This is a genomic window from Lactiplantibacillus sp. 3062 (assembly GCF_055413545.1).
On sequence record NZ_JBVAYE010000006.1, the window covers coordinates 47,702 to 71,900 of the forward strand.

The window sequence follows — 24,199 nt, forward strand, 5'->3', positions numbered from 1 at the left end:
TGACAGCCAAACTTAATTAACTGGCACAAACACCTGTTGTGGCAGTGAGTACAAATACTGTTTAGTCACCTTTCCTGGATACATCGACGCTAGCGCTGCTGCATATAGTTTAACTTGACCAGCGTAGCGCGTCTTCAAATCTTCAGGCCGTTTGACGTGGTCCGTCTTATAATCAAACAAGGTTAACCCATCAGCCGTTTCTAAATAGCCGTCAATAATTCCATGAATCAGAACTTTTCCCGTTTCATGTTCATCAACATCGAAAATCTGACGTGCTGGAATCAGTAACGAGAATGGCACTTCGCGGTGCACCTTCGCCGGATTATCCAAAATTTGACTGCCCAGCGCACTCTGGTAAAAAGCCACGATGGTGTCAACTGCAATCAATTTCGCGACATTGGTCGTTAAGACCCGGTTAGCCACTAACCCATCAATCGTACTTTGAACCGTCGTTTCATTGACCGGTTTGGTCAAATCAAGTTGTTCTAAAACTAAGTGGGTCGCACTCCCAACTTCCGCACTGGTTGGCGCCTGCGTAGTTTGTAAAAATTGTGGTAACTCCAGTGACCCTGTCACAAACCGGGATGTCGGTCGTGAACGCCGCTGACTAACAGTCGGGTTCGCATTCATCAGCGGGGTATCCGGATCTTCAAAGATTCGTTTCACTTCTGATACCGATTGATATGCCGTCGTCGTCGTGGAAGCCTGGTGTGGATAATGAAAATTCAGTAACGTGGTCAGATAATCACGCGTTACTTGATCAACATCGATGGTGACTTGCTGTTCAACTAGTTCAAGCGCATCAGGTTGAGTATCCGTTACCGCTTCACTTTGCTCCGCCAGGACGGTGGTGGCATCTCCCAATTCAACGGCTAGCTTGGTCGGATCATCCGTCAATTCGTAATTGGGCCATTCATCTCCCCAATATGCCTTCATGGCCGGATGCCGCATCACGGCCATACCGACCCAATCTAATTGATTAGTCGCAGAAATTCGTGCCTGAGCACTCAAAACGCGCCCGTCGCTAGCAAAGGCCTGCCGCCATTTTTCGGTCGCGGTATCAATATCCTTGATTGTTCCAACCAAATAGAGCTGTTGTTGAGCTCGCGTCATCGCGACATATAGTTTCCGCATCTCTTCAGCGCGCATCTTCTTGCTGACTACCTGCTTAGTCACAACTTGTGGCAAGGTCGGGTACTTCACACGCGTTTCTGGGTCCAAATAAGTAATCCCAATCCCCGCTTCTCGGTCCAATAGCGCGCTCGAGCGCGTATCAGTCTGATTGAACTGCTTATCCATATCCATCACGAAAATCACAGGGTATTCAAGCCCCTTGCTACCATGAATCGTCATTACGTTGACTGCTTCCGCATCAGTCTCGGCCACGGCAGCTGCCAAATCCTGGTCCTTTTCCTGCATCCGGCGAATAAAACGAACGAACTGAAATAAGCCCTTAAAACTGCCCTGTTCATACGTATAAGCACGTTCATATAAAGCGTGGAGATTAGCCTGACGCTGTTTACCAGCTGGCATGCCGCCAACGTAGTCTAAAAAGCCAGTTCGTTCATAGATTTGCCAAATCAGGGTTACGATTTGATTACGTCGTGCCAAATCTCGAAATTCAGTCAGTTGTGTCAAGAAGGTCTCGATCTTAGCATAAACTTGATCACCATATTCAGTCGCCGGACCAGTTGGATAATGATGATAAAAGTCCTGGACGGCTTGAAAATAATCACTCGTTTTATTCTGGATACGCAAATAAACTAATTGATTTTCGTCTAATCCGACAATTGGCGAGCGTAGAACCGCCACTAACGGAATATCTTGATATGGATTATCGATAATACTGAGTAGTGACATCATGATCCGAATCTCAGTGGTTTGAAAATAATTCTGGGCATCATTGACCACAACGGGAATGTGATACCGTTTGAAAACATCAATAATTGTTAAATTATGATTACGTGTTGGCACTAGTAACGCCACGTCGCTGTAACGAAACGGCCGGTATTCCCCATTAGCACGTTCATAGATTGGCTTATCTTGGGCCTTAAGTGCCAAAATCTTTTGGGCGACCATCGTGATACTCCCAACGGCAGGATCATCAATTGAAAAATTGGTTTCATCCGTGGAGACATCTTCTGTCGACTTGTCAGTTTCCGTCTGGTAAAGTAATAGATTCGTCGTTTGTGGCATATCGGCCGGATAATCCTTGGGCCCATACTTGAGGTAAGCCGCTTCATCATAATCAATTTGCCCGACCGGCGCGTCCATCAGCTGACTAAAGATTAGGTTAGTCAAATGATCGACATTCGCCACCGACCGGAAGTTTTCAGCTAATACGATTCGTTCCCCGTGTTCGGGATTCGTCCCAAAATCGTGATACTTGTGCAAAAATAATAACGGATCAGCTAATCGGAACTGGTAAATCGACTGTTTGACGTCTCCCACCATGAACATATTTCCTGGCTGGTCGCGCGCCAACAGCTGCAAAATACTTTCTTGCAAAGAGTTAATATCTTGATATTCATCAACCATAACTTCTTCAAATTGGGCCCGTAACTGCGCCAAAGCTGCCTGACCACTTTCATTGTCACTCGTTAAGATTTGCAACGTTAGGTGTTCCAAATCCGAAAAGTCCAGGACGTGTCGCCGCCGTTTTTCAGCTGCAAAAGCCGTCTTAAACTGCTTGGTCGCATCCACTAGCTCAGTCACAATTGACTTTGCCCCTACCATAATATCTAAGACTTGCTGCTCATCGGCCGCAAAATAGGTCTCACTAAGGGTGATCATTTGTTTCTTGACACCGTCAACAAATTTGCCCATAGTTTTGGCCCGTGCAGTCTTCTCCGGCTCGTCCTTATAAGTTTTTTTGAGAGCTCCAATCTTGAAAGTGGCGACTTGAGTACGTAACTCATTCCAACTTGCCGTTGCCAATTGTTCACGGAGCGTCGTCAGCGTTTTTTGTGCTGTAGCGAGTACCTCAAGCGTTTTCGGGACTAAGTCAGCATCCGTCGCAACTTTTTGTGCCTGTCGTAATTTCATTTGCATCCCATCGACTTCATTAATGAGCAATGGTAATAATTGTTGTTGATAAAAGGCACTGGCCGTTAACGCTTCCTCATCCACCTGATAAGGTTCCGGTAACTTGCTCAGCCAGCCTTCCGGATCCGGGGTCGACTGGGCAAAATCAAATAACCGAAAAATCAATCGACTGAGACCATCATCACTTCGATCATTAGAAAAATTCGCTGTTAATAAGTCAAATAACGTACCATCTTCATCATATAATTGTTCACGAACACTGTCCCAAACCTGATCACGAATGAGTAACCCTTCAGTGTTGTCCGTCAATAGGCGAAAAACAGGATCCAAATCAATAACGTAGTAATAACGCTGAATCACGCGGAGACAAAAAGCATCCAACGTACTAATGTTGGCTACCCCGAGCAAATTTAATTGCTGCCGTAATTGCCGAATCGCTGGTGACGCCGTGGTTTGCGCCGGATTGTCCGTCATTAACTTTGAGATTTGCTTATTGATTTGCGATTCCAGCTTTTGTTTCATATGCTTGGCAGCTAAGTTTGTAAACGTCACCACGAGTAACTGGTCAATATTCGTTCCGGCCAATATCTTGCGCATAATACGTTCGATCAATACGGTCGTCTTTCCAGAACCAGCCGAAGCTGAAACTAACAAGTTATTTCCCTGCTGTGCGATAACAGCTTGCTGGCTAGGTGTATAGTTTGTACCCTCACTCATGGTTTTCTCCACCTTTCTGTGTCTTCAGTAAATCAAGAACCTGTTTGGCTGATAATGGCGGTAGATCCCGATAAGCATTTTCTGCCAACATTGCATCAAACTGCATAATTGATAGATACGGCGAATACTGTAAAGCAGTCGTCTTATCGTTCAGCCGAATTGGATTTAGTTGAATTTCTCCAGCGAAAATCGCTTCAGCAGCTGCAATAATCAATTGACTATTATGCTGTAATAATCGTTCTAACTGGTCATTCGTCACCAGTGAAGCTGCACGCCCCCCACTATACGCCCCATCCTTTTTACGTGCGAATGGGTAAACTTTCGAGGTCCCGTTACCTTGTTGTAGTTCGCTATCTAAATGTTCCAATAGCTGCGGATCATCGAGCAAAATTCCCTTATACTTATTCTTCTTTAGAAGCGCTGCTTCAAAACCGCCCTGAATATCTTTTGGTTTCAGAGTTGGATTTTGAATGTGCATGTAAAGTGCGCCGGCTAATTTAACCGCAGCTTGATCAGAACCGACTAAAGCTTGCTCGTTGTGCAGCACAGCATCCAAATAAGTTAACATTTGCATTGCGAGACCATAGTAAGCCTCTTGAAAATCAAATTTATGTTGGGATGACTTATAATCGACGATTCCCAGGTAACTTTGATCTGCCACTTGGATTTGGTCGAGACGGTCAATTTTCCCCCGCACGTGCACACTATGCGTTGCATCAATTTGAAAATCGAGCGCTTTTAATCCGTGTTCCTTGCCAACGTTACCGAATAAGACCTCGGTTTGCTTCGGTTCAGCGGCTGACAGTTTACTTTGATTGCGAATCGCAAACGCAATCTGCCGGACTGTGTTGATTAACTGCCGTTGCAAGTAAGCCATCCGGTTAGAACTCGTCAAAATTGTAAACTGTGGTTGATCTAAGATTTGACGGGTCACAGTCTCTAAATACTGTCCTAACTGCTGATCACTGGCTTGGGCCAATGGGATTTGATCAGACCGTAACGCCTTGATGAGCCCATCTAAGACAGCGTGGAAAAACTCCCCAGTACTAGCAGCTGATAACTCGAACACATCACGCTCACGCAGTTTGAGCCCATATTTCAAGAAATAAGCGTACTGATTACGATAAAATTCTTCTAGTTTTGAAATTGACGTATAAATTTGATGCCCATACAAAGCCTCAACGCTGGCTGGTGTCAGCTTGACAGGTTGATTGCGATAGCTTAATCCAGCCATCAATTGACGTGCTAGCTCACCGAATTGGGGGTCACGCGTCAATTGTTGCCGTAACCACACCCACACCGGAGCAGGTTGTAATGGTGCGCCAACACGATTACGGTCAGTATTCGTCGTTAACACATCGCGGTAAACCTGAATCACATGACTAATCGTCCGGCGCTTAGTCCCAACAAATGGCCGCGCATCGGCATTAGTCGGATCAGGCGTCCCAAGATAAGTATGTTCTCGCAAATTGAACTGGCGTTGAATTCGCCGCACATAGTTGGACCAATTTAAATCTGTTTCTTGATCATCTTTTAACGGGGCGCTGAAAAACAAGTGTCGACGGGCACTTAAAAAGGCCAAATAATTCAGACAACTTTCATCACCGAGCTGAACGACAGCTGAATCATTTAAATAGTGGTCACCATCTAACGAACTGAGCGTTGGTTGCAAATTTTCTTTATCCACATCACTCAATAAGTTGTTCGTCATAATCCGGTCAGGCATCACTAAATCGGTTGCCCCAACCATGAAGACAACTTTATGGTCCTGACTTTGAACCATTCCGCTCTCTGAAATTAACACCTGGTCCAACGTCGACGGAATTTGCGAGTAACTAGCACCTTCAAAGCCCGCTTGTAATAGTGCCAAAAAGTCCGTAATTTCAAATGGCTCTGCACCTAAAATCGTCACGTATTCATCTAGCATCCCACAGAAAGTTTGCCAGGTCTGCTCAGGCTCGGCAGCTGCCCGGACATCTTGGCGATCCAAGGCTTGATCACGCCAAGCTAATAGCTGGTCCGTAACGCCCTGGCTTGTCAAAAAGTTGACCAGCAATGTCACGGCCGCTTTGCCATCCGGTGCTTGCCGCATTTTTTTAAAAAACGGTGGTAACGTTTCAGCAACAAAGTGATGAATCAAGTTGATTTGTCGCGAAATTTCAGCATTTTGGTCCGTCTCGACCCCGGCATCACCCTCGGTTAATTGAAAGTATTGCCAATCTTCCCTTTGTACCCACCGCTGGCCGTGATAACCACTTTTAAGGATAAAGTTTTCGGTCAGATCTACTGCTTGGCGGTAGGCTTGCCGATCCATCGGTTGCCCATTGATATTTGGCATCAACAGCTCGGTTTTCAACACTCGCATAACATCACGATATTGATACTGCTGTGCGTCGATATCAAACAACGCGTTAATCAACTCAACTAACGGATGGTCGGCCATTGAACGCTGTAAATCAACAAAGTATGGTATTTCTAATTCATGAAAAGTCGGCGCTAACATCGTTTGGTAGGCATCTAAGTGCCGTGTCATGATCAAGAAGTCCCGATAATGATAATCGTCGGCGGGATCGGCATGTTTTTTCGCGACCATTGCCCGAATCATGCGGCCAACTTGTGCCAATTCGGTCTGTCGACTATCGGTCCGGAATAAATGCACATTCGTATTCGGCTCCTCGTAACCGGTAGCCGCTTGGGGCTGACCACGCCAAAAATCATCGAGAGCCACTAAGCCGGGAGCCACGCGCGGCGTTTCAGCATAAATATCTTGGCTAACCGGAATCTGACGAATACGGGCATACTGATAAAGCCGATAATAAAGCCGACCAGATTGATAAAACAGCGTGCCATTTTCTGGCGCCCGGTCAACGACTTTGTGATCGAGCATCAAACTGATTGTCACGTCCGCGCCCTGTTCCAGCATAGTCGTGACGATTCCCTGTTCCTGGGCCGGTAATTGGGCAAAGCCAGCGAGTTCCACATAAACGTGCGTTCCGTGCAAGTCTTGACGCCGTAAGTAAGCATTCAATTGAACGAGAATATCAGCGGGCTTAAGATACTTATCTGCAGTCGCCGCCACGAAGTCTTTGTAAACGATCGCCAGATCATGTAGCTTAGCCTGCAAGTCACCCGCCTGAGCATTCGCTGCCAATTGAACCACATCTTCTGGTTGCAAATTAGCGGTCTGTAACTCATTAATTTCACGAGCTAGTTGAGTCACAAAACCCGTTTGCGAGATTTCACCACCAAACAATCGCAGCTCATCGGCATGTCGTTGTAGAATGCGATATAATAGCATGTCAATCCCAGCAGCGGAGAGTCGTGGTACTTGATAAGCTGCTTCATTCTTCATCAAGTACCAAGCAAGACGGGTAAATGAAAAGACCTGAACCTGAGTCTGGGCATACAAATCTGGTTGCCCAAATGCCTGTGCCAAGCGGTTCAACACGTCAACTTCAGTATCGAACTTAATATGGTTCGGTACCAAATAAAAAAACTGATCTTGTGGCTTAGCCATCAAAGTTGCCACTAACTGCGCCACCATGGTACGGCGATGGTCCATCTTGGCTGGTCCCAATACAAATTGTAAGCTCACCACTAATTCCTCCTCTGAACTGAACAAATGTTCTCATTAAGTTAGTCTCATTATCGCATATTTAACCGGCTAAAAAAACACCTAACCCGTAAGTTAGATGTTTATTATCGCGTCCATTAAATACCACGTTATTCAGCCAGGCGACCCGTGTGCTGCACGTCTTAATTCTCAACGTTGACGGCCACTGCTGCCAGATGTGCGTCGGATTTATAATGGCTTATCGTGCCCGGCATCCAGTACCGTTTTGTCATCCTGATTTGAAATTTTAGAAGCTTTAACGAACGTGGTCACGGCTTAATGTGGTCAACTCGCACGGTCGCTTATTCATCCGGCTGCAAGTCTCGACCTCAAAACACCTTACCGATCACCCGGTGACACTCGCCAATCCTCAGAGTGCTTAAAAGACGCGAATTAGCACAACCCCCACAATCATGACGAGCAAGCCCATCAACTGGACCCCCGAAATTGGGTTCTTTTTTGAAGCAAACCAGCCAAATTGGTCAATCATTAAACTACCGGCCATCAGTCCGACTAAAACAATGACGACCGCTAAACCAGTGCCAACGACCGGAACCAAGTAAACATTACCCAAAACATACAGCGCGCCAATCATGCCACCAATCCACATCCACCAAGGATTAGGCGTCTTAGTTGGCCTAATCAATTTGAATTGAGGTCGCAAGACTAACACGATGACGATCAGCCCCAGAGTACCAACTAAAAAAGAAACAAATGCCGCGTGCACTGTGGAGCCAAGCACCCGACCTAGGTGCCCATTGACCGCAGTTTGCATCGCACTGAGCATTCCGGCAACCACACCTAGTGCACGCCAAATTCCAAGGCCACTTTGGTCAGTGTCAGTGTCAGTAGCTGTATCTTTTTCCGCTGTTTCAGTGATTCGATTATGCCGCTGTTCGAGCCACCCCTGAGCCGCAACGGTGATGATGACTCCCGCCAAGACTAAAATTGCACCCAAAAATCGGGTCATCGTCAATGTACTTTGGGGTGAGTCGAACCAACCAAAATTATCAATCAATAGCCCGGCCAAAATTTGACCAAGCACGGGCATAATAACGGTTTGAACACTACCCAGCTTCGGAAACAACAAGATATTGCCAGTTAAGTAGACGACCCCCAACAGCCCACCCAGCCAAATCCAAACCGGTTGACTCGTAAATAACGTCGTCGAAAATCCTAAAGTATGGACATCAATTAGTGTCATTATCGCCAAAAACAACGTCCCCACAGCAAAAGATATTAGGGAGGCACCAAATGGAGATCCCACTGAATTGCGCAATCGCGAATTAATACTCGTTTGCATTGGTAACCCAATCCCGATTGCTAAGCCAACTAAAATTGCTAACATCGAATATTCCCTCATTTCTTTATCTTGTCTTAACAATCTGTCACAGGTTAATATTAGCACGAGCCGGTAACTAAAATAGTCATGAAAATCGTCTGGATAATCCAGCTTAATTTTCATGACTATTTTAAATATGCCAGCCATTTATGGCGAGTAATCCTAATCAGTCACTCCCCAGTGTTCTGGGTCCTGACGCCACGTATGCAGCGAAGCTAATTCCTCGTCATCAATGTAATCTGCTTGGCGAGCAACTTTGATTAGTTCAGGATAGTTGGACAAACTGAACAGCGGTAATGACGCAGCAGCAAAGTTTTGCGTTGCCGCATCCAAGGCATAACTGAAGATTGCCCCAACAGCCTGAATATCGCCACCTGCTGCTTGAACGGCTTTGGCCGCCTGTAACACACTGCCACCCGTCGAAATCAGATCATCCAGCATGACAACTTTTTGACCGGGCTTTAACACCCCTTCGATTTGGCGGCCAGCACCGTGATCCTTGGGTTTAGCACGAACGTAGATCAATGGTAGATTTAACAATTCCGCCACCCAGGCTGCATGGGGAATGCCAGCCGTTGCGACCCCCGCAATCACTTCGGTCGCCGGGTATTCACGCTTGATGATGGCAGCGATTCCGTGCGCGATATGCTGACGGACCGCCGGATAAGAAATCGTCAGCCGATTGTCCGTATAAATTGGACTTTTAATGCCACTGGCCCAGGTGAACGGGTCGTTTGGTCGTAGTGTAACGGCTTTAATCGTCAACAAATCAGTGGCGATAGTTGCTGCAATTTCACTCATATTAGTTACTCCATTCTGTCATAATATCTCGGTAAGCTTGAACTGGTTCTGCAGCCTGCGTAATTGGCCGCCCGATGACGAGACCGTTGCTCCCAGCCTTAGCAGCGGCAGCCGGTGTCATCACCCGTTGCTGGTCATCTGACTGCGCCGACGCTGGCCGAATTCCCGGCGTAATTCCGAGAAAATCAGCACCGACGGCCGTATGAATCGCCTGAACTTCTTGGGCGGAACAAATGACGCCATCACAGTCACTCGCCCGTGCTAGTTTGGCATAATGCACGACACTCGCCCGAACCGTTCCCATGATTTGCTGGTCCTGATTCAAAATAGCTTGATTAGTCGAAGTTAACTGCGTAATCGCTAATAACTTGGGGGCAGTGACTCCAGCGGCCATTGCACCCGCGACCAATCCTCGTTTGGCGGCTGAAAGCATCACGTGCCCACCCGCAGCATGAACCGTTGTATAGGTTACCCCTAACCGCCCGATCACCCGCATTGCGGATTCGACGGTATTGGGAATATCATGTAGTTTCAAATCTAAGAAAACCGCATGGCCGCGAGCTTGCACGTCCGTCACAATACTCGGTCCCGCTGCATAAAATAACTCCATGCCGATTTTGACAGTGACATGTAAATCAGCCGGAAATTGGTCTAAAAAAGCTAAGGCCCGTTCGGCGGTGGGAAAATCTAACGCAATGATAATTGGTCGCTTCATCCTTGAACCTCCTGGATCAACGCTTGCAAGCTGGTGATCCCGTACTGATCCATCGCCGCCGGTAATCCAGCAATAATGTCTGTACAAGCAGTCGGGTGACCATACGTTGCGGCCCCAACTTGAACAGCATTTGCACCAGCCAGGTAAAATTCCAACACATCAGCCGGCGTGAACACGCCACCAACGCCAATAATCGGCAACTTGGTATGTTGACGCACGTCATGGATCATCCGAACAGCAAGTGGATGAATGGCTTTTCCAGATAAACCGCCCGTACCATGCGCTAAGATCGGTTGGCGCGTGGCTAAATCGATGCCCATACCCGTTAACGTGTTAATCATCGTCAGTCCAGCCGCTCCACCAGCTTCGGCAGCGAGTGCAATTGGGACAATATCAGTGACATTCGGGGTCAGCTTCATGAAAACTGGTTTATCGACCGCGGCAACAATCGCCTTAGTCAACGCCGTTACCGTCGCTGGATCAGTTCCAAATGCTAGGCCGCCATGGTCGACGTTTGGACATGAAATATTGATTTCCAATAATTTGACGTTAGGTGCCGACGCCAGTTTTCGTGCGACTGCCACGTATTCATCAAAGCTCGCCCCCGCGACACTCCCAATAATCGGTAAATCTGGATAATGAGTCGCTAACCACGGTAATTTATCGGCCAGCACATTGTCAATTCCGGGATTCTTGAGTCCAATTGCATTGAGCCACCCCGCGGTTGTTTCCGCGGTCGTTGGTCGTGGGTTGCCCGCTTTCGGTTCGGCGGTGGTCGACTTGATGACCAAGCCCCCCAGCGCACTCAGGTCTAACTGTTGAGCCATCTGTTGACCATATGCCGCCGTACCACTAGCCGGCATAACCGGATTTTTGAACGTGACACCGGCTAAATTTACTGTTAATCGTCCCATCGTTTTCCTCCTATGATCAAGCTTATCGGCGGGTGTCCTGATTTAGAGCGCCTGCGTTACAAATGATTGTGATTCTCGTACTTGCAAAATTGCCGCGACCGTATCTAAGGCCGTAAACAACGGAATACCGTGCATAATTGACGTGTTTCGAATCAGGGTACCATCATTTTCAGCCTGTTCTTCATCCGAAACCGTATTAATGACGACTTGAATTTCGCCAGCTTCCATGCGATGCAGTAAATCATGCTCGCCACTATCGATCTTGTCGACGGTCGTAACGGGTAACCCGTGTGTGGTCAGAGCAGTCGCCGTTCCCCGAGTCGCTAGCAATTGGTAACCCAACGCATGGAACCGCTTGGCTAACGCCACTGTTTCTGGCTTGTCTTCATCCCGGACAGTCAAAAGTACGTTACCATGGCTCGGCACGTGTAGCTTAGCCGCTTCAAAGGCTTTGTAAAGCGCCTTTGCCATCGTGACATCGCTGCCCATGACTTCACCCGTTGACTTCATTTCTGGTCCCAACAAACTATCCACACGATTCAACTTTGAAAATGAAAAGACCGGCGCTTTGACGTGTACTAAGGGACCCGGTGTGACCAAGCCAGTCTGATAACCTTGTTCAGCCAATGACTGGCCAAGGATTGCCCGAGTCGCAACTTGAGCCATCGGAATGTTCGTGACCTTGCTTAAGAATGGCACCGTCCGGCTCGCGCGCGGATTGACTTCAATCACATAAACTTGGTCGTCGTGGATTACGAATTGAATGTTCATCATCCCGACACAGTTGAGCGCAATGGCTAATTTTTCAGTATAATCCACAATTTGTGCTTGGACCGCCGCCGAAAGTGACTGTGGCGGATAAACGGCCATCGAATCGCCAGAATGGACACCCGCCCGTTCGATGTGTTCCATAATTCCCGGAATCAAGACTGTTTGACCGTCACAAATGGCATCAACTTCACATTCCTTCCCGACCAAATAACTGTCCACTAAAACGGGGTGGTCGTGCGACACCTTGACCGCGTTATGCATGTAATAGTCTAAGTCGGTCCGCTTCTTGACAATTTCCATCGCCCGGCCACCAAGGACATAACTGGGCCGGACAAGGACGGGATAGCCCAACTTATCCGCAATAGCTAGCGCGGTTGCTTCATCACTTGCCGTATCACCAGCCGGTTGTGGAATAGCTAAAGCTTTGATGACCTTATCAAATTCGTCACGGTCTTCCGCGCGGTTGACATCCGCCACACTCGTCCCTAAGATTTTGATACCATGGTCAGCCAATGGTTTCGCTAAGTTAATCGCTGTTTGACCACCAAATTGCACAATCACGCCCACTGGTTTTTCAAGTTCGATCACGTTTAAGACATCTTCAATCGTCAGTGGCTCGAAGTACAATTTGTCTGATACTGAGAAATCAGTCGAGACGGTTTCCGGATTACTATTCATGATAATCGCTTCATAGCCAGCTTTTTGGATGGCTTTAACGGAGTGAACGGTAGCATAGTCGAATTCCACCCCTTGCCCAATGCGAATCGGCCCTGACCCTAACACTAAAACGGATGGGCGTTTCGTGACAATACTCTCATTTTCAAACTCATAAGTGCCGTAGTAATAAGGTGTCTCCGAAGCAAACTCACCGGCACAAGTATCGACCATCTTATAAACGGGCGCTAGTTTGTGCGCTAAGCGGAAGTCGCGAACCTGATCGATTGTTTCGTGCCAATAGTCAGCTACCGTTTGATCGGCGAAGCCATTGCGTTTAGCGACAGTTAGTGTCTCTATGTCATCCGTATGGGTACGCAAGGCTTGTTCGATTTCAATAATGTGTAATAGTTTATCCAGGAAGAACACGTTGATCTTGGTGAGTTCGGCTAATTCATCAATCGGGTAACCGCGGCGAATTGCTTCCGTTAAGTAGAATAACCGATCATCCTGCGCATGAATGAGCTTATCGCTGAGTACATCATCGTCAACACTACGCAAAGCGGGTTCTTCAACGTGGTGCACCCCAATTTCTAGTGATCGGACCGCCTTTAGTGTGGCTTCTTCAATATTGCGCCCAATCGCCATGACTTCGCCGGTCGCCTTCATCTGAGTGCCCAAACGACGATCAGCATGGGTGAACTTATCAAACGGCCAGCGAGGAATCTTGCAAACCACGTAGTCCAACGCTGGCTCGAATTCAGCGTAAGTGGTTCCCGTCACCGGATTTTTAATTTCATCCAAATGCAAGCCGACTGCAATCTTGGCAGCCATCTTAGCAATTGGGTAACCAGTCGCTTTGGAGGCTAACGCTGATGAGCGACTGACCCGCGGATTTACTTCAATAATATAGTAATTAAAACTATTAGGATCGAGGGCCAACTGAACGTTACAGCCCCCCTCAATCTTCAACGCCCGAATAATCTTCAAAGCAGCATCCCGTAATAATTGCACTTCGCGATCTGCTAACGTTTGAACAGGTGCATAGACGATTGAATCACCGGTATGAATCCCCACGGGGTCAAAATTTTCCATATTGCAGACGACCATCGCATTATCCGCAGCATCACGCATAACTTCAAACTCAATTTCTTTGTACCCGGCAATACTTTGTTCGATCAGAACTTGGGTCACTGGTGATAACGCCAACCCATTTTCGGTAATGTCGTGTAACTGTTGGGGCGTCTCGGCGATGCCACCGCCAGTCCCCCCCATCGTAAAGGCTGGTCGCACGATGACCGGATAACCAGCTTGCTCAGCGAAAGCCAACGCTTCGTCAACCGTCCGCGCAATACCAGAAGCTGGCACGGGTTCGCCCAATTCTTCCATCAGTGCCTTAAACTGTTCCCGGTCTTCCGCCTGATCAATTGCGCTGAGCTTCGTTCCTAACAGTTCAATGTGCAACTCATCGAGAATACCCGATTTAGATAATTCCATCGCCATATTCAAGCCCTGCTGGCCGCCTAAAGTTGGCAAAATCGCATCCGGATGTTCTTTGCGGAGAATCTGTGAAACAAATTCAAGTGTAATTGGTTCCAAGTAGACCTGGTCCGCAATTTCTTTGTCCGTCATAATCGTTGCGGGGTTAGAATTGACCAAGACCACTTCATAATCGAGTTCTTTTAATGCCAGGCAAGCTTGTGTCCCAGAATAATCAAATTCTGCGGCCTGACCAATAATAATTGGTCCTGAACCAATTACCATAATTTTATGAATATCTGTCCGTTTAGGCATTGAATTGGCTTCCTTTCTGGGTTGCTTGATTAGCCGCCATCAAATCAATAAATTCGTCAAAAATATGATCAGCATCGTGAGGACCCGGCGCTGCGTCCGGATGATATTGCACGGAAAAGGCCGCGTAGTCGCGATGCCGCAAGCCTTCCACGGTACCATCATTAATCTCCTCATGGGTGATTAACAAGTCAGTCTGCGCTAATGAATCCCGATCCACCGCGTAACCATGGTTTTGCGACGTAAAATCAATCCGCCCAGTTGCAATCTCACGAACGGGATGGTTAAACCCACGATGTCCGAACTTCATCTTGAACGTGTCCGCACCGTTTGCTAGCGCAAAAAGTTGATGTCCGAGACAAATTCCAAATAGCGGCACATGTTTTTCCACTTCTCTGATCATCTCTAAGGCTCCCGGAATATCTTTGGGATCACCAGGGCCGTTCGTCAACATCACACCATCCGGATTCAAAGCCATGATTTCACTCGCCGTGGTATTGTACGGCAACACCGTCAAGTTGCATTGACGCTTTGCTAATTCGCGTAAAATCGAATGCTTCAACCCAAAGTCGACGACGACCACGTTGGGGCCTGTCGCTGGGTTGGGATAGGCGTTATTCGTTGAGCTCTGGGCAACAACGGCCCGATTTAATTCCGTGACTTTGAGCCGGTCAACCGTATCTGGTAAGACGTTATCGACGATGGTGGCCTTCATCGCGCCCTTCGTTCGGATATGTTTAGTAACCGCCCGCGTATCAATATCCATAATGCCAGGAATCGCATTCTGTTTTAGATAATCGTCCAACGACTGAGCATTACGCCAATTACTGGCTCGTCGGGCAACTTCGTGAACAACAACGCCCTTACAAGTTGGCTTGATTGACTCATGGTCATCCCGATTAATGCCGTAATTTCCAATCAAAGGATACGTAAACATCAAGATTTCGCCATTATAAGACTGGTCTGTGATCGACTCTTGATAACCACTCATGCCGGTATTAAAGACTAATTCACCAACCGTGGCCGTTGTCGCACCAAACCCCGTGCCGGGGTAAATCGTACCATCTTCAAGTACTAAGTATCGTTTCATGCTTGCGTTTCCTTTCCATATGCCAACTTACCGTCAACTAGTGTCATTAAGACGTTGCCATAAACGGGCCAACCGATAAACGGGGAATTGTGCCCCTTCGATAACATGGTGGCCGCTTCGATTTCATATTGATGATCTAAATCAATAATGGTTAGATCAGCCGGTGCCCCCACTACCAACCGGCCGGCTGTATTTAAGCCAAATAGTTCAGCCGGACGCGTGCTCATCAGTTCAATTAAACGACCGAGCGTCAGTAACCGGGTCTTGACCAGCGCCGTATATAGCGTGGCAAAGGCAGTCTCAATCCCAGTAATCCCGAAGGCTGCCGTCTTCATGCTGCCCTGTTTTTCGTCATCAGTATGCGGCGCATGGTCCGTCGCAATCATGTCGATCGTGCCATCCAACAATCCCGCAACTAACGCTGCGCGATCCTTGGCTGAACGCAACGGTGGATTCATCTTTAACATCGGGTTATCCATCGTAATATCTTCATCACAAAGGAGTAAATGATGGGGCGATACTTCACAAGTCACGTTGATGCCAGCTGCTTTCGCATTGCGAATCACGCGTAAACTTTCCGCCGTTGAGACGTGACAAACATGGTAGTGAACCCCACTCGCTTCCGCCAACATGACATCACGAGCCACTTGGGCCGCTTCTGAAACATTATTGATACCAGGCAATCCTAGCCGATCAGCAACGGGCCCCGCGTTCATCACGCCATGATGATAAAGCGAATCATCCTCAACGTGTGCCGCTAATGGCAACCCAACTTTAGCAGCACCTTGCATGGCTGCAAACATGGTTCCGGCCGTTTGAACACCGGAACCATCGTTACTGACGGCAAAGGCCCCCGCAGCTTTGATGCCGGCAAAGTCAACGAGCTGTTCACTAGTCCGCCCAGTCGTAATGCTGGCATATTGTGCGACGTGAACATGTGCTTCCTGCTGATTACGCGCCACCATCGTCGCGACCCGCTCAGGTGTATCGGGTACCGGATCCACATTAGGCATTGCTCCGACCGTTGTGAAACCGCCATGCGCCGCGGCTAACGTTCCGGTCGCAATCGTTTCCTTCGCTGTTTGACCAGGATCGCGTAAATGGACGTGTACGTCGACAAAGCCCGGACTAACAAAGTGCTGATCGGCACAAATGACGTGATCCGCCGGTCCAAACTGATCGTGCAGTTGATGCCCGATCGCCTTAATTCGGCCCTCGGCAATCAGGATATCCGTTGTTTGTAACTGCCCTGCTTGCCACACTTGAGCATTCTTAATTAATGTTGTCATGCGTTAAACCTCCACTTGAGTTGCTGAAATTAATCCTTGATGAGCGAGGACGCTCGCCACCATTGCCATCCGAATATAAACACCATTCGTCATCTGCTGAAAAATTCGTGATTGCGGCGCTTCAACTAAGTCACTCGCTAGCTCAACACCTCGATTAACGGGGGCCGGATGCATGATAATCGCATGCTTGGGCATTCGTGCGGCGCGTCCAGCTGTTAAACCATACTGTTGATGGTAGGCAGACGCATCGAAGGTCTGATTGTTCACTTGCGATAATCGTTCGTGTTGGACACGTAATAACATCATGACGTCCATCGTTGCGACTAACTGGTCCATCGTCTGATATTCGCCGTATGCTTCAAAGTCACGGCCATACCATTCTTTGGGGCCGCCAAAGTAAACCTGGGCTCCTAGTTGCGTCAGTAACGCCATATTGGAACGGGCCACACGTGAATGGGCCAAGTCACCCACAATAGCTATCTTTAAACCATCAAAATGACCAAATTCTTCATAAATAGTTAGCATATCCAACAACGATTGTGACGGATGTTGCCCACTACCATCACCAGCATTGATCAAACTCATGTCAAACCCGGCGTCGAGAAGTGGTTGATAATAACGATCGCGTGGATGCCGAACCACTGCCAAGTTGACGCCAATGGCTTCAATCGTTTTCAAAGTATCCAGCAAGCTTTCGCCCTTAGTCACGGAACTAGTCTTTGGGTCAAACGGAATCACCTGTAATCCTAATCGTCGTTCGGCCATCTCAAAACTTGTATGTGTGCGGGTGCTATTCTCAAAAAATAAGTTCATCGCAAACGTTGGCTGTGACAGTTGTACCGTTTTCCCATTCTTGAAAGCTTGGGCCAACTTCAAGTAGGCCATCACGTCCTGATTACTAAATTGTTCAACACTAACTAGGTTTTGACTCGTTTTCATGGCTATTGCCGTCTCCTTTGTATATAAAAAAAGTCTAGCTTCCGCAAAAATGTTTGCAAAGAGGCTAGACTCCGATTAAGTGGTCACGCATGACCAAACCGTTTCGTTCCTCTCTGGAAACAATTAAATGGTTTTATTCAATTAAATCATTCTTCTAATTTTTCAATACTAATTCCATCATGTCCGTCGTGTTCTTCAAGGGCGACACTGACTTGTTCATCCAAGGCCGTTGGAATATTTTTACCAATAAAATCAGGCCGGATCGGTAATTCACGATGTCCACGATCGACTAAGACCGCTAACGAAATCTTTGCGGGACGTCCATGGTCCATCAAGGCATCTAGCGCAGCCCGAACTGTCCGGCCTGTAAATAAGACATCATCGACCAAGATAACGTGTTTGCCATTGATATCAACCGGAATATCAGCACCATTTAGCTTCGCTTGACCGGCAACATCAACCGCATGATGATCATCCCGATATAACGTGATATCTAACGAACCAACTGGCACGTCAACGCCTTCCAACTGTTTCAATCGTTGCGCTAACCGTTGGGCCAAAAAAATCCCACGAGTCTTGATACCGATAAATACCAGGTTACCAACACCCTTATTCTGCTCAATAATCTCATAAGTGATCCGCGTCAGCGCGCGGCGCATGGTCATTGCATCAACGACTTCTCGTGCCATTAGTTTGTCAGCTCCATTTCTGTAATTTCACCTTAATCCACGGGGTAAAAAAAGAGTCACCCTGTTTTCCTGCGAAAAGCGTGGGAGACCCTACATGACCGTTCCCCTTGTTAGCCTCACAGGACTAAGTTAAAGGTGCTTGTTTAATTGGACTAAGTGTAACGAACTCCACCACAACTGTCAAGGACTAATCAACTTAAGTCGCGTTAATTATCTGACGACTTTGGCCATTTGCCCTTTATGTTGACAAGCATCATTGAGAAACCTGGCGAGTTCAATAGATTTCCAATCGTGACACGTAATCGTCTTATTCCGGCCTCTAAGAATAAATGATGAGCGGTCGCCTAATATTAGTACCATTGGTCGTTGAATCCGTTGATATTAGAACTTCAATTAAAGCTGGGGGACCATCAATTCACTTTAATGACTGTTTTAATCTTAACGTGCTAATTTAGCAACAAATGGTCTATCAAAATATCATTATATGCGAAATCTCCCCTTTATGAGCAACAACAAACTCAGCAAAAGTTAAGTCCACCCGTCACTTGAACATCACCTCGACTGGAAGGCGTTGCTGACAATACTCAGCACTGGAAGCCGGTGAAGTTCAGACGGGTTGAAACTGAAGATTATCTCAACGGCGACGTTGAGGGGTGAACTTTCACTTAGCTAGCTGGAAGTCTCAACCCGAGCGAATCCCGTTTCTGTATATCGGCATCCAACGCCCTAACCAGGTGAATTTACACTAAACAAAACTTTCTTCAGCAGTCCTGCGCCGGCTACTCCTGCGCTCAAATGAGGATAAACCTTTCCAACACTTAAATTCCTTAACCCATAACACTGGTTCGGCACTTCATTTGTTTTTAATCTATTTTTCATTTAATTATAGTCAAACTGCCAAATTATCGGTATACTACTTGTTAAAGATAACTAATTTTAGGGGGACTTACCATGCGTTTACAAACACTATTACAAACACCATCAATGCAACATATGCGGGTAATTGCGGGTGAACGCGGTCTCAAACGCGAAATTAGTAATATCGGAATGATCGAGTCACCTGACATTGCTGACTACCTTGCTAATGGTCAGTTTTTGATTACGAACGGCTATCCCTTCGTCAATACAACCACCGACCCACTAACTTTGATCAAGGCGATGCACAATGCCAACTGTGCTGGTCTCGGATTTAAGGATCATCGTTACGTTGACCATTTACCAAAAAAAGTGATTGAATTAGCGAACGAACTCGCTTTTCCAATCATTATTACGCCCGGTGATGAGTTGATTTCTGAAACCATGCGCAAAATGCTGAGCATCATCTTAAAGTCACAAACTAATGAGCTCAGTCGCATCGTCAAGGCAAACCAAACACTAGCGGATTTGTTGCTCAAAGACCCAACGAACACCACGGTCTTGAATAAATGTAGCGAGCTAATTCATCATCCTCTCTTCTTAATGGATAGTCATTTTCGGGTGGTCAGTGCTTCCCAAGATTTACCGATGACCCGCAATACCTTGACTGATTTTTTACGCAATCAAACCGATATCGACTATTTCAACCTCAATACCCGCGTCATTCTCCCTTACCAAGCAAATGACCTGACCATCATGCCACTATTTTCGGCTTATAAGGAAAATAAGGCCTTTGTAGGCGTCGTCGACTTGGACCCGGCCAACTCAACTGATCAGATGCTGACGCAAGTCGTCTTAAACACCTTGAGTTTCGTCAATGGTCGGGTGGACATGTTAAACGAATCCGCATTCCGCAACCAAAGTGGTTTCTACTTAAACGTAATGGATGGCGGTATTTCAAACGACCTCGTGAATAAGACTCTGAAAGCCCGCAATATTGATCCGAGTACGAAGTTCCACTGCGCCACCATTTTAGTCACGACTAATCACCAGGCCCTCTTAAGTAACCATCTCTTGGAACAGGTTCAGCAACTGACACTGTGGTTTATTAAAGAATACCAAGCATCCGTCATTGTTTTTTCATTAAAGCAGCAATTGGTCTTATTAATCAATGACCAGCAAAATGCCCAGCACTTCCTGACCGCCCTCGTTCAATTTATTCAGCCAAAGTTGGACAGACAGGCGCGTTTGATTGCTGGTTACAGTTATTCGACTCTACCACTAACCGAACTCGCAACAACCTATAATGAAGCGGCAGAAGCCTTGGCACTCAGCAAAAACAGTCCCCACGCAGTCACGATCTATCGGCCCAAGTACGTCAAGGAACTAATTTCACTGATTCCACAAAATGAAGCGCGATCGTTTGTCGAACGGGTCTTAGGTGGACTCGTCAGTGGTGTCAGTGCGAATGAACAACTTAATCTACTCACGACCCTGTATGGCTATTTTTATTACCATCAAAACATTGCCGAAGTGGCCGGCCACCTAGATATTCACCGCAATACGGTGATTTACCGCCTTAAAAAGATCGAAAAAATGCTAACGTTGAACTTGGACGATCCTGAACAGACCCAAACACTAGAAATGGCAGTGCTACTTTGGCATAATCAACAATCACAAAAGTGAACGCTTTCATTTTCATCTTCCAAAAAAATATCGTTTTCACGAACATTAATTTATTCGGCTACATTTGTATTCGGTTTTCATCTGTGCTAGAATAAGTCTCATTCAAATAAGTGGTAATTGCCTATATAATGTCATGATATGGTTGACGAGTTTCTACCCAACCCCGTAAAGGTTGGACTATAAGCAAACGAGGTCATCCCGTTTGCCGGGGTGACTTTTTTTATAGGCAAATCAGCTTAATCGAGAGAGGAAGATTGATTTGAAGGAAGTATCCGCAGCACCTAAAATTACCAATGTTAAGGCGGCCATTTTAGGGTTTCAACATCTGTTAGCTATGTATTCGGGTGATGTGCTCGTGCCATTATTGATTGGCGCGGCCTTGCATTTCAGCCAAGAACAATTAACTTACCTAGTCTCAATCGACATTTTCATGTGTGGGATCGCAACGTTCCTACAATTAAAACGTACACCACTAACAGGAATCGGGCTTCCCGTCGTGCTTGGCTGTGCCGTTCAAGCCGTCAATCCGTTGATTCAAATCGGTAAAACATATGGGCTGGGGACCATGTATGGCTCAATCATTGGTGCTGGTATTTTTATTTTTCTGATTGCCGGCTTATTTTCAAAGATCAAGAACCTCTTTCCACCAGTCGTTACGGGATCGCTAATCACGATTATTGGATTCACGCTGATTCCGGTCGCCTTCCAAAATCTTGGTGGCGGCGACACCAGTGCCAAGGATTTCGGTAACTTGCAAGCACTTGGCATTGGTTTTCTCACCATCGCAATTATTTTATTAATTAGCGTGTTTGCACGTGGCTTCATGAAATCCGTTTCGATTCTGATTGGTATTTTAGTTGGGACTTTGATTGCCGGGGCAATGGGGATGGTTTCTTTAAAACCCGTCGCTGAAGCTAGCTGGTTCCATTTACCGACCCTCTTTTACTTTGGGACCCCGCACTTTGAATGGTCATCCATTTTGACCATGATCCTCGTCTCCTTAACAACGATGGTTGAATCGACCGGGGTCTTCTTTGCCCTTGGCGACATTACCGGTCGTAAAATTGAAGGCGACGATTTAAAACGTGGTTACCGGGCAGAAGGAATTGCCGTCATCCTCGGTGGCTTGTTCAGTACCTTCCCCTATTCAACGTTTTCTGAAAATGTCGGCGTCGTTCAATTATCTGGTGTCAAGACGCGAAAGCCAATTTACTTTTCCGCTGCGTTCTTAGTTGTATTGGGCCTACTGCCTAAGATTGGTGCGCTAGCGACGATTATCCCCGACCCAGTACTTGGTGGCGCCATGGTCGTCATGTTCGGGATCGTTGGCATTCAAGGGATTCGAATGTTAGCTCAAGTCGATTTCCGCAATAACAATAATTTACTCGTGGCAGCCGTTTCGATTGGTCTTGGTTTGGGCGTCACGGTGCAAACCAATATCTTCCAATTCTTACCTGGTGCACTTCAAATCATGTTGAGCAACGGGGTGGTCGTTGGTAGTGTAGCCGCAGTTGGCCTTAACTTACTCTTCAACCGCCACGCAGCCGAAAACACGGTTGATGATGAATCAGTCGGTCTCAATGAAACAGAACAACCTTAATTATGACGCTTAAAAGCAGCGGTTCACAGTCCTAATCTGGCAGTGAACCGCTGTTTTTTTTGTTCTGCTACTTAATAGCCGCTCTCATTCTATTGATTGCTTTATACTGCCATTTTTTGCTGAATGTCAAGCGTCGTACCGATGAAGACTTTTTTTAAAGTAACTTTCTTTCGACTTGGCATAAAACTTGCCCATGCTGCCGAAGAGTCATCTAAACCTGGTCCATTCCAAAAACAAGCCATCGTGAGGCAATAAACTGATTAATCCCCTGTTACCCTAAAAATCAGTATGTTATACTAGACAATTGTTGAATTGTTAGTTTTTTATTAATTTTAGGAGTGGGTCATTATTCTAGAACAATTATTTCATTTGCGTGAAAACCGCACTTCAGTCCGCCGCGAGTTGATTGGTGGTCTGACGACCTTTTTAGCCATGTCATATATTTTAGCCGTAAATCCCGAACTATTGGGAAGTACTGGTATGAGTAAGACCGCCGTCTTCACCGCAACGATTTTAGCGGCCATCGTTGGTTGTCTCTTGATGGGGCTAGTTGCCAACTTTCCCGTAGCATTAGCACCGGGGATGGGGCTGAATGCCTTCTTTACTTATACAGTTGTCCAGGAATGGCACATTCCTTGGCAAACCGCTTTGGCGGGAGTCTTTGTTGCCGGAATTCTTTTCATCCTACTAACGCTCTCCAAGTTACGCGATAAACTGATCAACTTGATTCCAAGTGCGCTAAAATACGCCGTATCTGCCGGAATTGGCTTGTTCATTGCTTTTTCAGGACTACAAACCTCTGGGATTATCGTTGCGAATAAGTCCAACGCGGTCGCCCTGGGTAACTTGCACAGTCCCACCGTTTTGTTGGCGATTTTCGGGATTATCGTCGGCATCATGCTAGTCACCGCTAATGTAACTGGTGGTATTTTCTGGGGCATGTTCATCACCGCCGCAGTCGGAATGATCTTCGGGATTATTCCCCTACCAACTGGGATTATCAGTGGGGTTCCGAGCGTTCAACCGATTTTTGGTCAAGCCGTGACACACCTTGGTAATATTAATTCGTTTCAAATGATCATTGTCATCCTGACGTTCTTCATCATTGGCCTTTTCGATACGTCGGGAACCTTGGTTGGGGTGGCAACCGAAGCCGGCATGGTGGACAAAGAATCCGGCGAAGTCAAAGGCGTTGGTAAAGCGCTCTTTAGTGGTGCACTCGCCACAACTTTAGGAGCAGTCTTTGGCACGTCACCGACAACGGCTTATGTTGAATCGACTTCCGGCGTTGCCGTGGGGGCCCGTACTGGGTTATCTTCCGTCTTCGTTGCCCTCTTGTTTGCCATCGCCGCCTTTTTCTCTCCAATTTTGACGGTGATTACGTCCGCGGTGACCGCTTCAGCCCTGATTATCGTTGGTATTTTAATGTTATCAAACGTTCAATATATTGATTGGACCAAGTTTGAAATCGCCGTCCCAGCCTTTTTCACCATGATTATGATGCTACTAACTTACAGTATCTCAGAAGGTTTGGCCGTTGGCTTTATCTTCTACCCAATCACCATGACGGTCAAAGGCCGTTGGCGTGAAGTAAACGCCCTCATGTGGACGATGATGGTCGTCTTCATTCTCTACTTTGCATTTGTCGCTTAGAACTGATGGTTCGCTAAGCAATGATGGCAGTCTAA

The 24,199-nt window shown here is 46.9% G+C and carries 14 protein-coding genes and 1 riboswitch; of the genes, 3 read left to right on the plus strand and 11 right to left on the minus strand.

From position 1 onward, the window contains the following. Positions 1-12 precede the first annotated feature (12 nt). From addA to pyrR, 11 genes are all read right to left on the minus strand, one after another. A complete protein-coding gene (gene addA / locus ACWQAU_RS09595) occupies positions 13-3,762 on the minus strand; it encodes a helicase-exonuclease AddAB subunit AddA (RefSeq protein WP_027821852.1) in 3,750 nt (1,249 codons plus the stop codon). Beyond that, entirely contained in the window at positions 3,755-7,357 is a 3,603-nt protein-coding gene (locus ACWQAU_RS09600) for a PD-(D/E)XK nuclease family protein (RefSeq protein ID WP_003645885.1), read from the minus strand. The genes addA and ACWQAU_RS09600 overlap by 8 nt, the downstream gene beginning before the upstream one ends. Before the next feature lie 397 nt (positions 7,358-7,754). After that, entirely contained in the window at positions 7,755-8,864 is a 1,110-nt protein-coding gene (locus tag ACWQAU_RS09605; protein WP_011101884.1) for a DMT family transporter, read from the minus strand. 15 nt (positions 8,865-8,879) lie between these two features. Continuing rightward, on the minus strand, positions 8,880-9,518 hold the full coding sequence (pyrE, locus tag ACWQAU_RS09610; protein ID WP_011101885.1) for an orotate phosphoribosyltransferase: 639 nt from the start codon (positions 9,516-9,518) through the stop codon (positions 8,880-8,882). Between the two features lies 1 nt (position 9,519). Continuing rightward, positions 9,520-10,233, minus strand: coding sequence for an orotidine-5'-phosphate decarboxylase (gene pyrF / locus ACWQAU_RS09615; RefSeq protein ID WP_003642610.1), 714 nt, complete (start codon positions 10,231-10,233; stop codon positions 9,520-9,522). Further along, complete coding sequence (locus ACWQAU_RS09620; protein ID WP_027821851.1) at positions 10,230-11,147, minus strand: dihydroorotate dehydrogenase; 918 nt, start codon at positions 11,145-11,147, stop codon at positions 10,230-10,232. Before ACWQAU_RS09620 ends, pyrF begins: the two co-directional genes overlap by 4 nt. A gap of 42 nt (positions 11,148-11,189) precedes the next feature. Then, positions 11,190-14,366, minus strand: a complete 3,177-nt coding sequence (carB, locus tag ACWQAU_RS09625) for a carbamoyl-phosphate synthase large subunit (protein ID WP_003642608.1) — start codon at positions 14,364-14,366, stop codon at positions 11,190-11,192. Beyond that, positions 14,359-15,453: a carbamoyl phosphate synthase small subunit gene (locus ACWQAU_RS09630; protein WP_003642607.1), complete on the minus strand. Its 1,095-nt coding sequence runs from the start codon at positions 15,451-15,453 to the stop codon at positions 14,359-14,361. Before ACWQAU_RS09630 ends, carB begins: the two co-directional genes overlap by 8 nt. Beyond that, a complete protein-coding gene (locus ACWQAU_RS09635; protein ID WP_027821850.1) occupies positions 15,450-16,742 on the minus strand; it encodes a dihydroorotase in 1,293 nt (430 codons plus the stop codon). The genes ACWQAU_RS09630 and ACWQAU_RS09635 overlap by 4 nt, the downstream gene beginning before the upstream one ends. Positions 16,743-16,745: 3 nt before the next feature. Beyond that, the gene (locus ACWQAU_RS09640; RefSeq protein ID WP_027821849.1) at positions 16,746-17,681 is read right to left on the minus strand and encodes an aspartate carbamoyltransferase catalytic subunit; all 936 of its coding nucleotides are present in this window, start codon (positions 17,679-17,681) and stop codon (positions 16,746-16,748) included. A gap of 146 nt (positions 17,682-17,827) precedes the next feature. Further along, positions 17,828-18,370 carry a bifunctional pyr operon transcriptional regulator/uracil phosphoribosyltransferase PyrR gene (gene pyrR / locus ACWQAU_RS09645; RefSeq protein ID WP_003639428.1) on the minus strand — a complete coding sequence of 181 codons (543 nt, stop codon included), beginning with the start codon at positions 18,368-18,370 and terminating at the stop codon, positions 17,828-17,830. A 951-nt stretch (positions 18,371-19,321) separates the two neighbouring features. On the opposite strand from pyrR, the gene ACWQAU_RS09650 reads away from it, so the two are divergent. From ACWQAU_RS09650 to ACWQAU_RS09660, 3 genes are all read left to right on the plus strand, one after another. After that, positions 19,322-20,911: a PucR family transcriptional regulator gene (locus tag ACWQAU_RS09650; RefSeq protein ID WP_003645875.1), complete on the plus strand. Its 1,590-nt coding sequence runs from the start codon at positions 19,322-19,324 to the stop codon at positions 20,909-20,911. Positions 20,912-21,012: 101 nt separating this feature from the next. Continuing rightward, a riboswitch (purine riboswitch) is annotated at positions 21,013-21,111 on the plus strand. A gap of 59 nt (positions 21,112-21,170) precedes the next feature. Further along, complete coding sequence (locus tag ACWQAU_RS09655) at positions 21,171-22,511, plus strand: nucleobase:cation symporter-2 family protein (protein WP_003645874.1); 1,341 nt, start codon at positions 21,171-21,173, stop codon at positions 22,509-22,511. Positions 22,512-22,856: 345 nt separating this feature from the next. After that, positions 22,857-24,164, plus strand: a complete 1,308-nt coding sequence (locus ACWQAU_RS09660; RefSeq protein ID WP_003644722.1) for an NCS2 family permease — start codon at positions 22,857-22,859, stop codon at positions 24,162-24,164. The last annotated feature ends 35 nt before the right edge of the window (positions 24,165-24,199 follow it).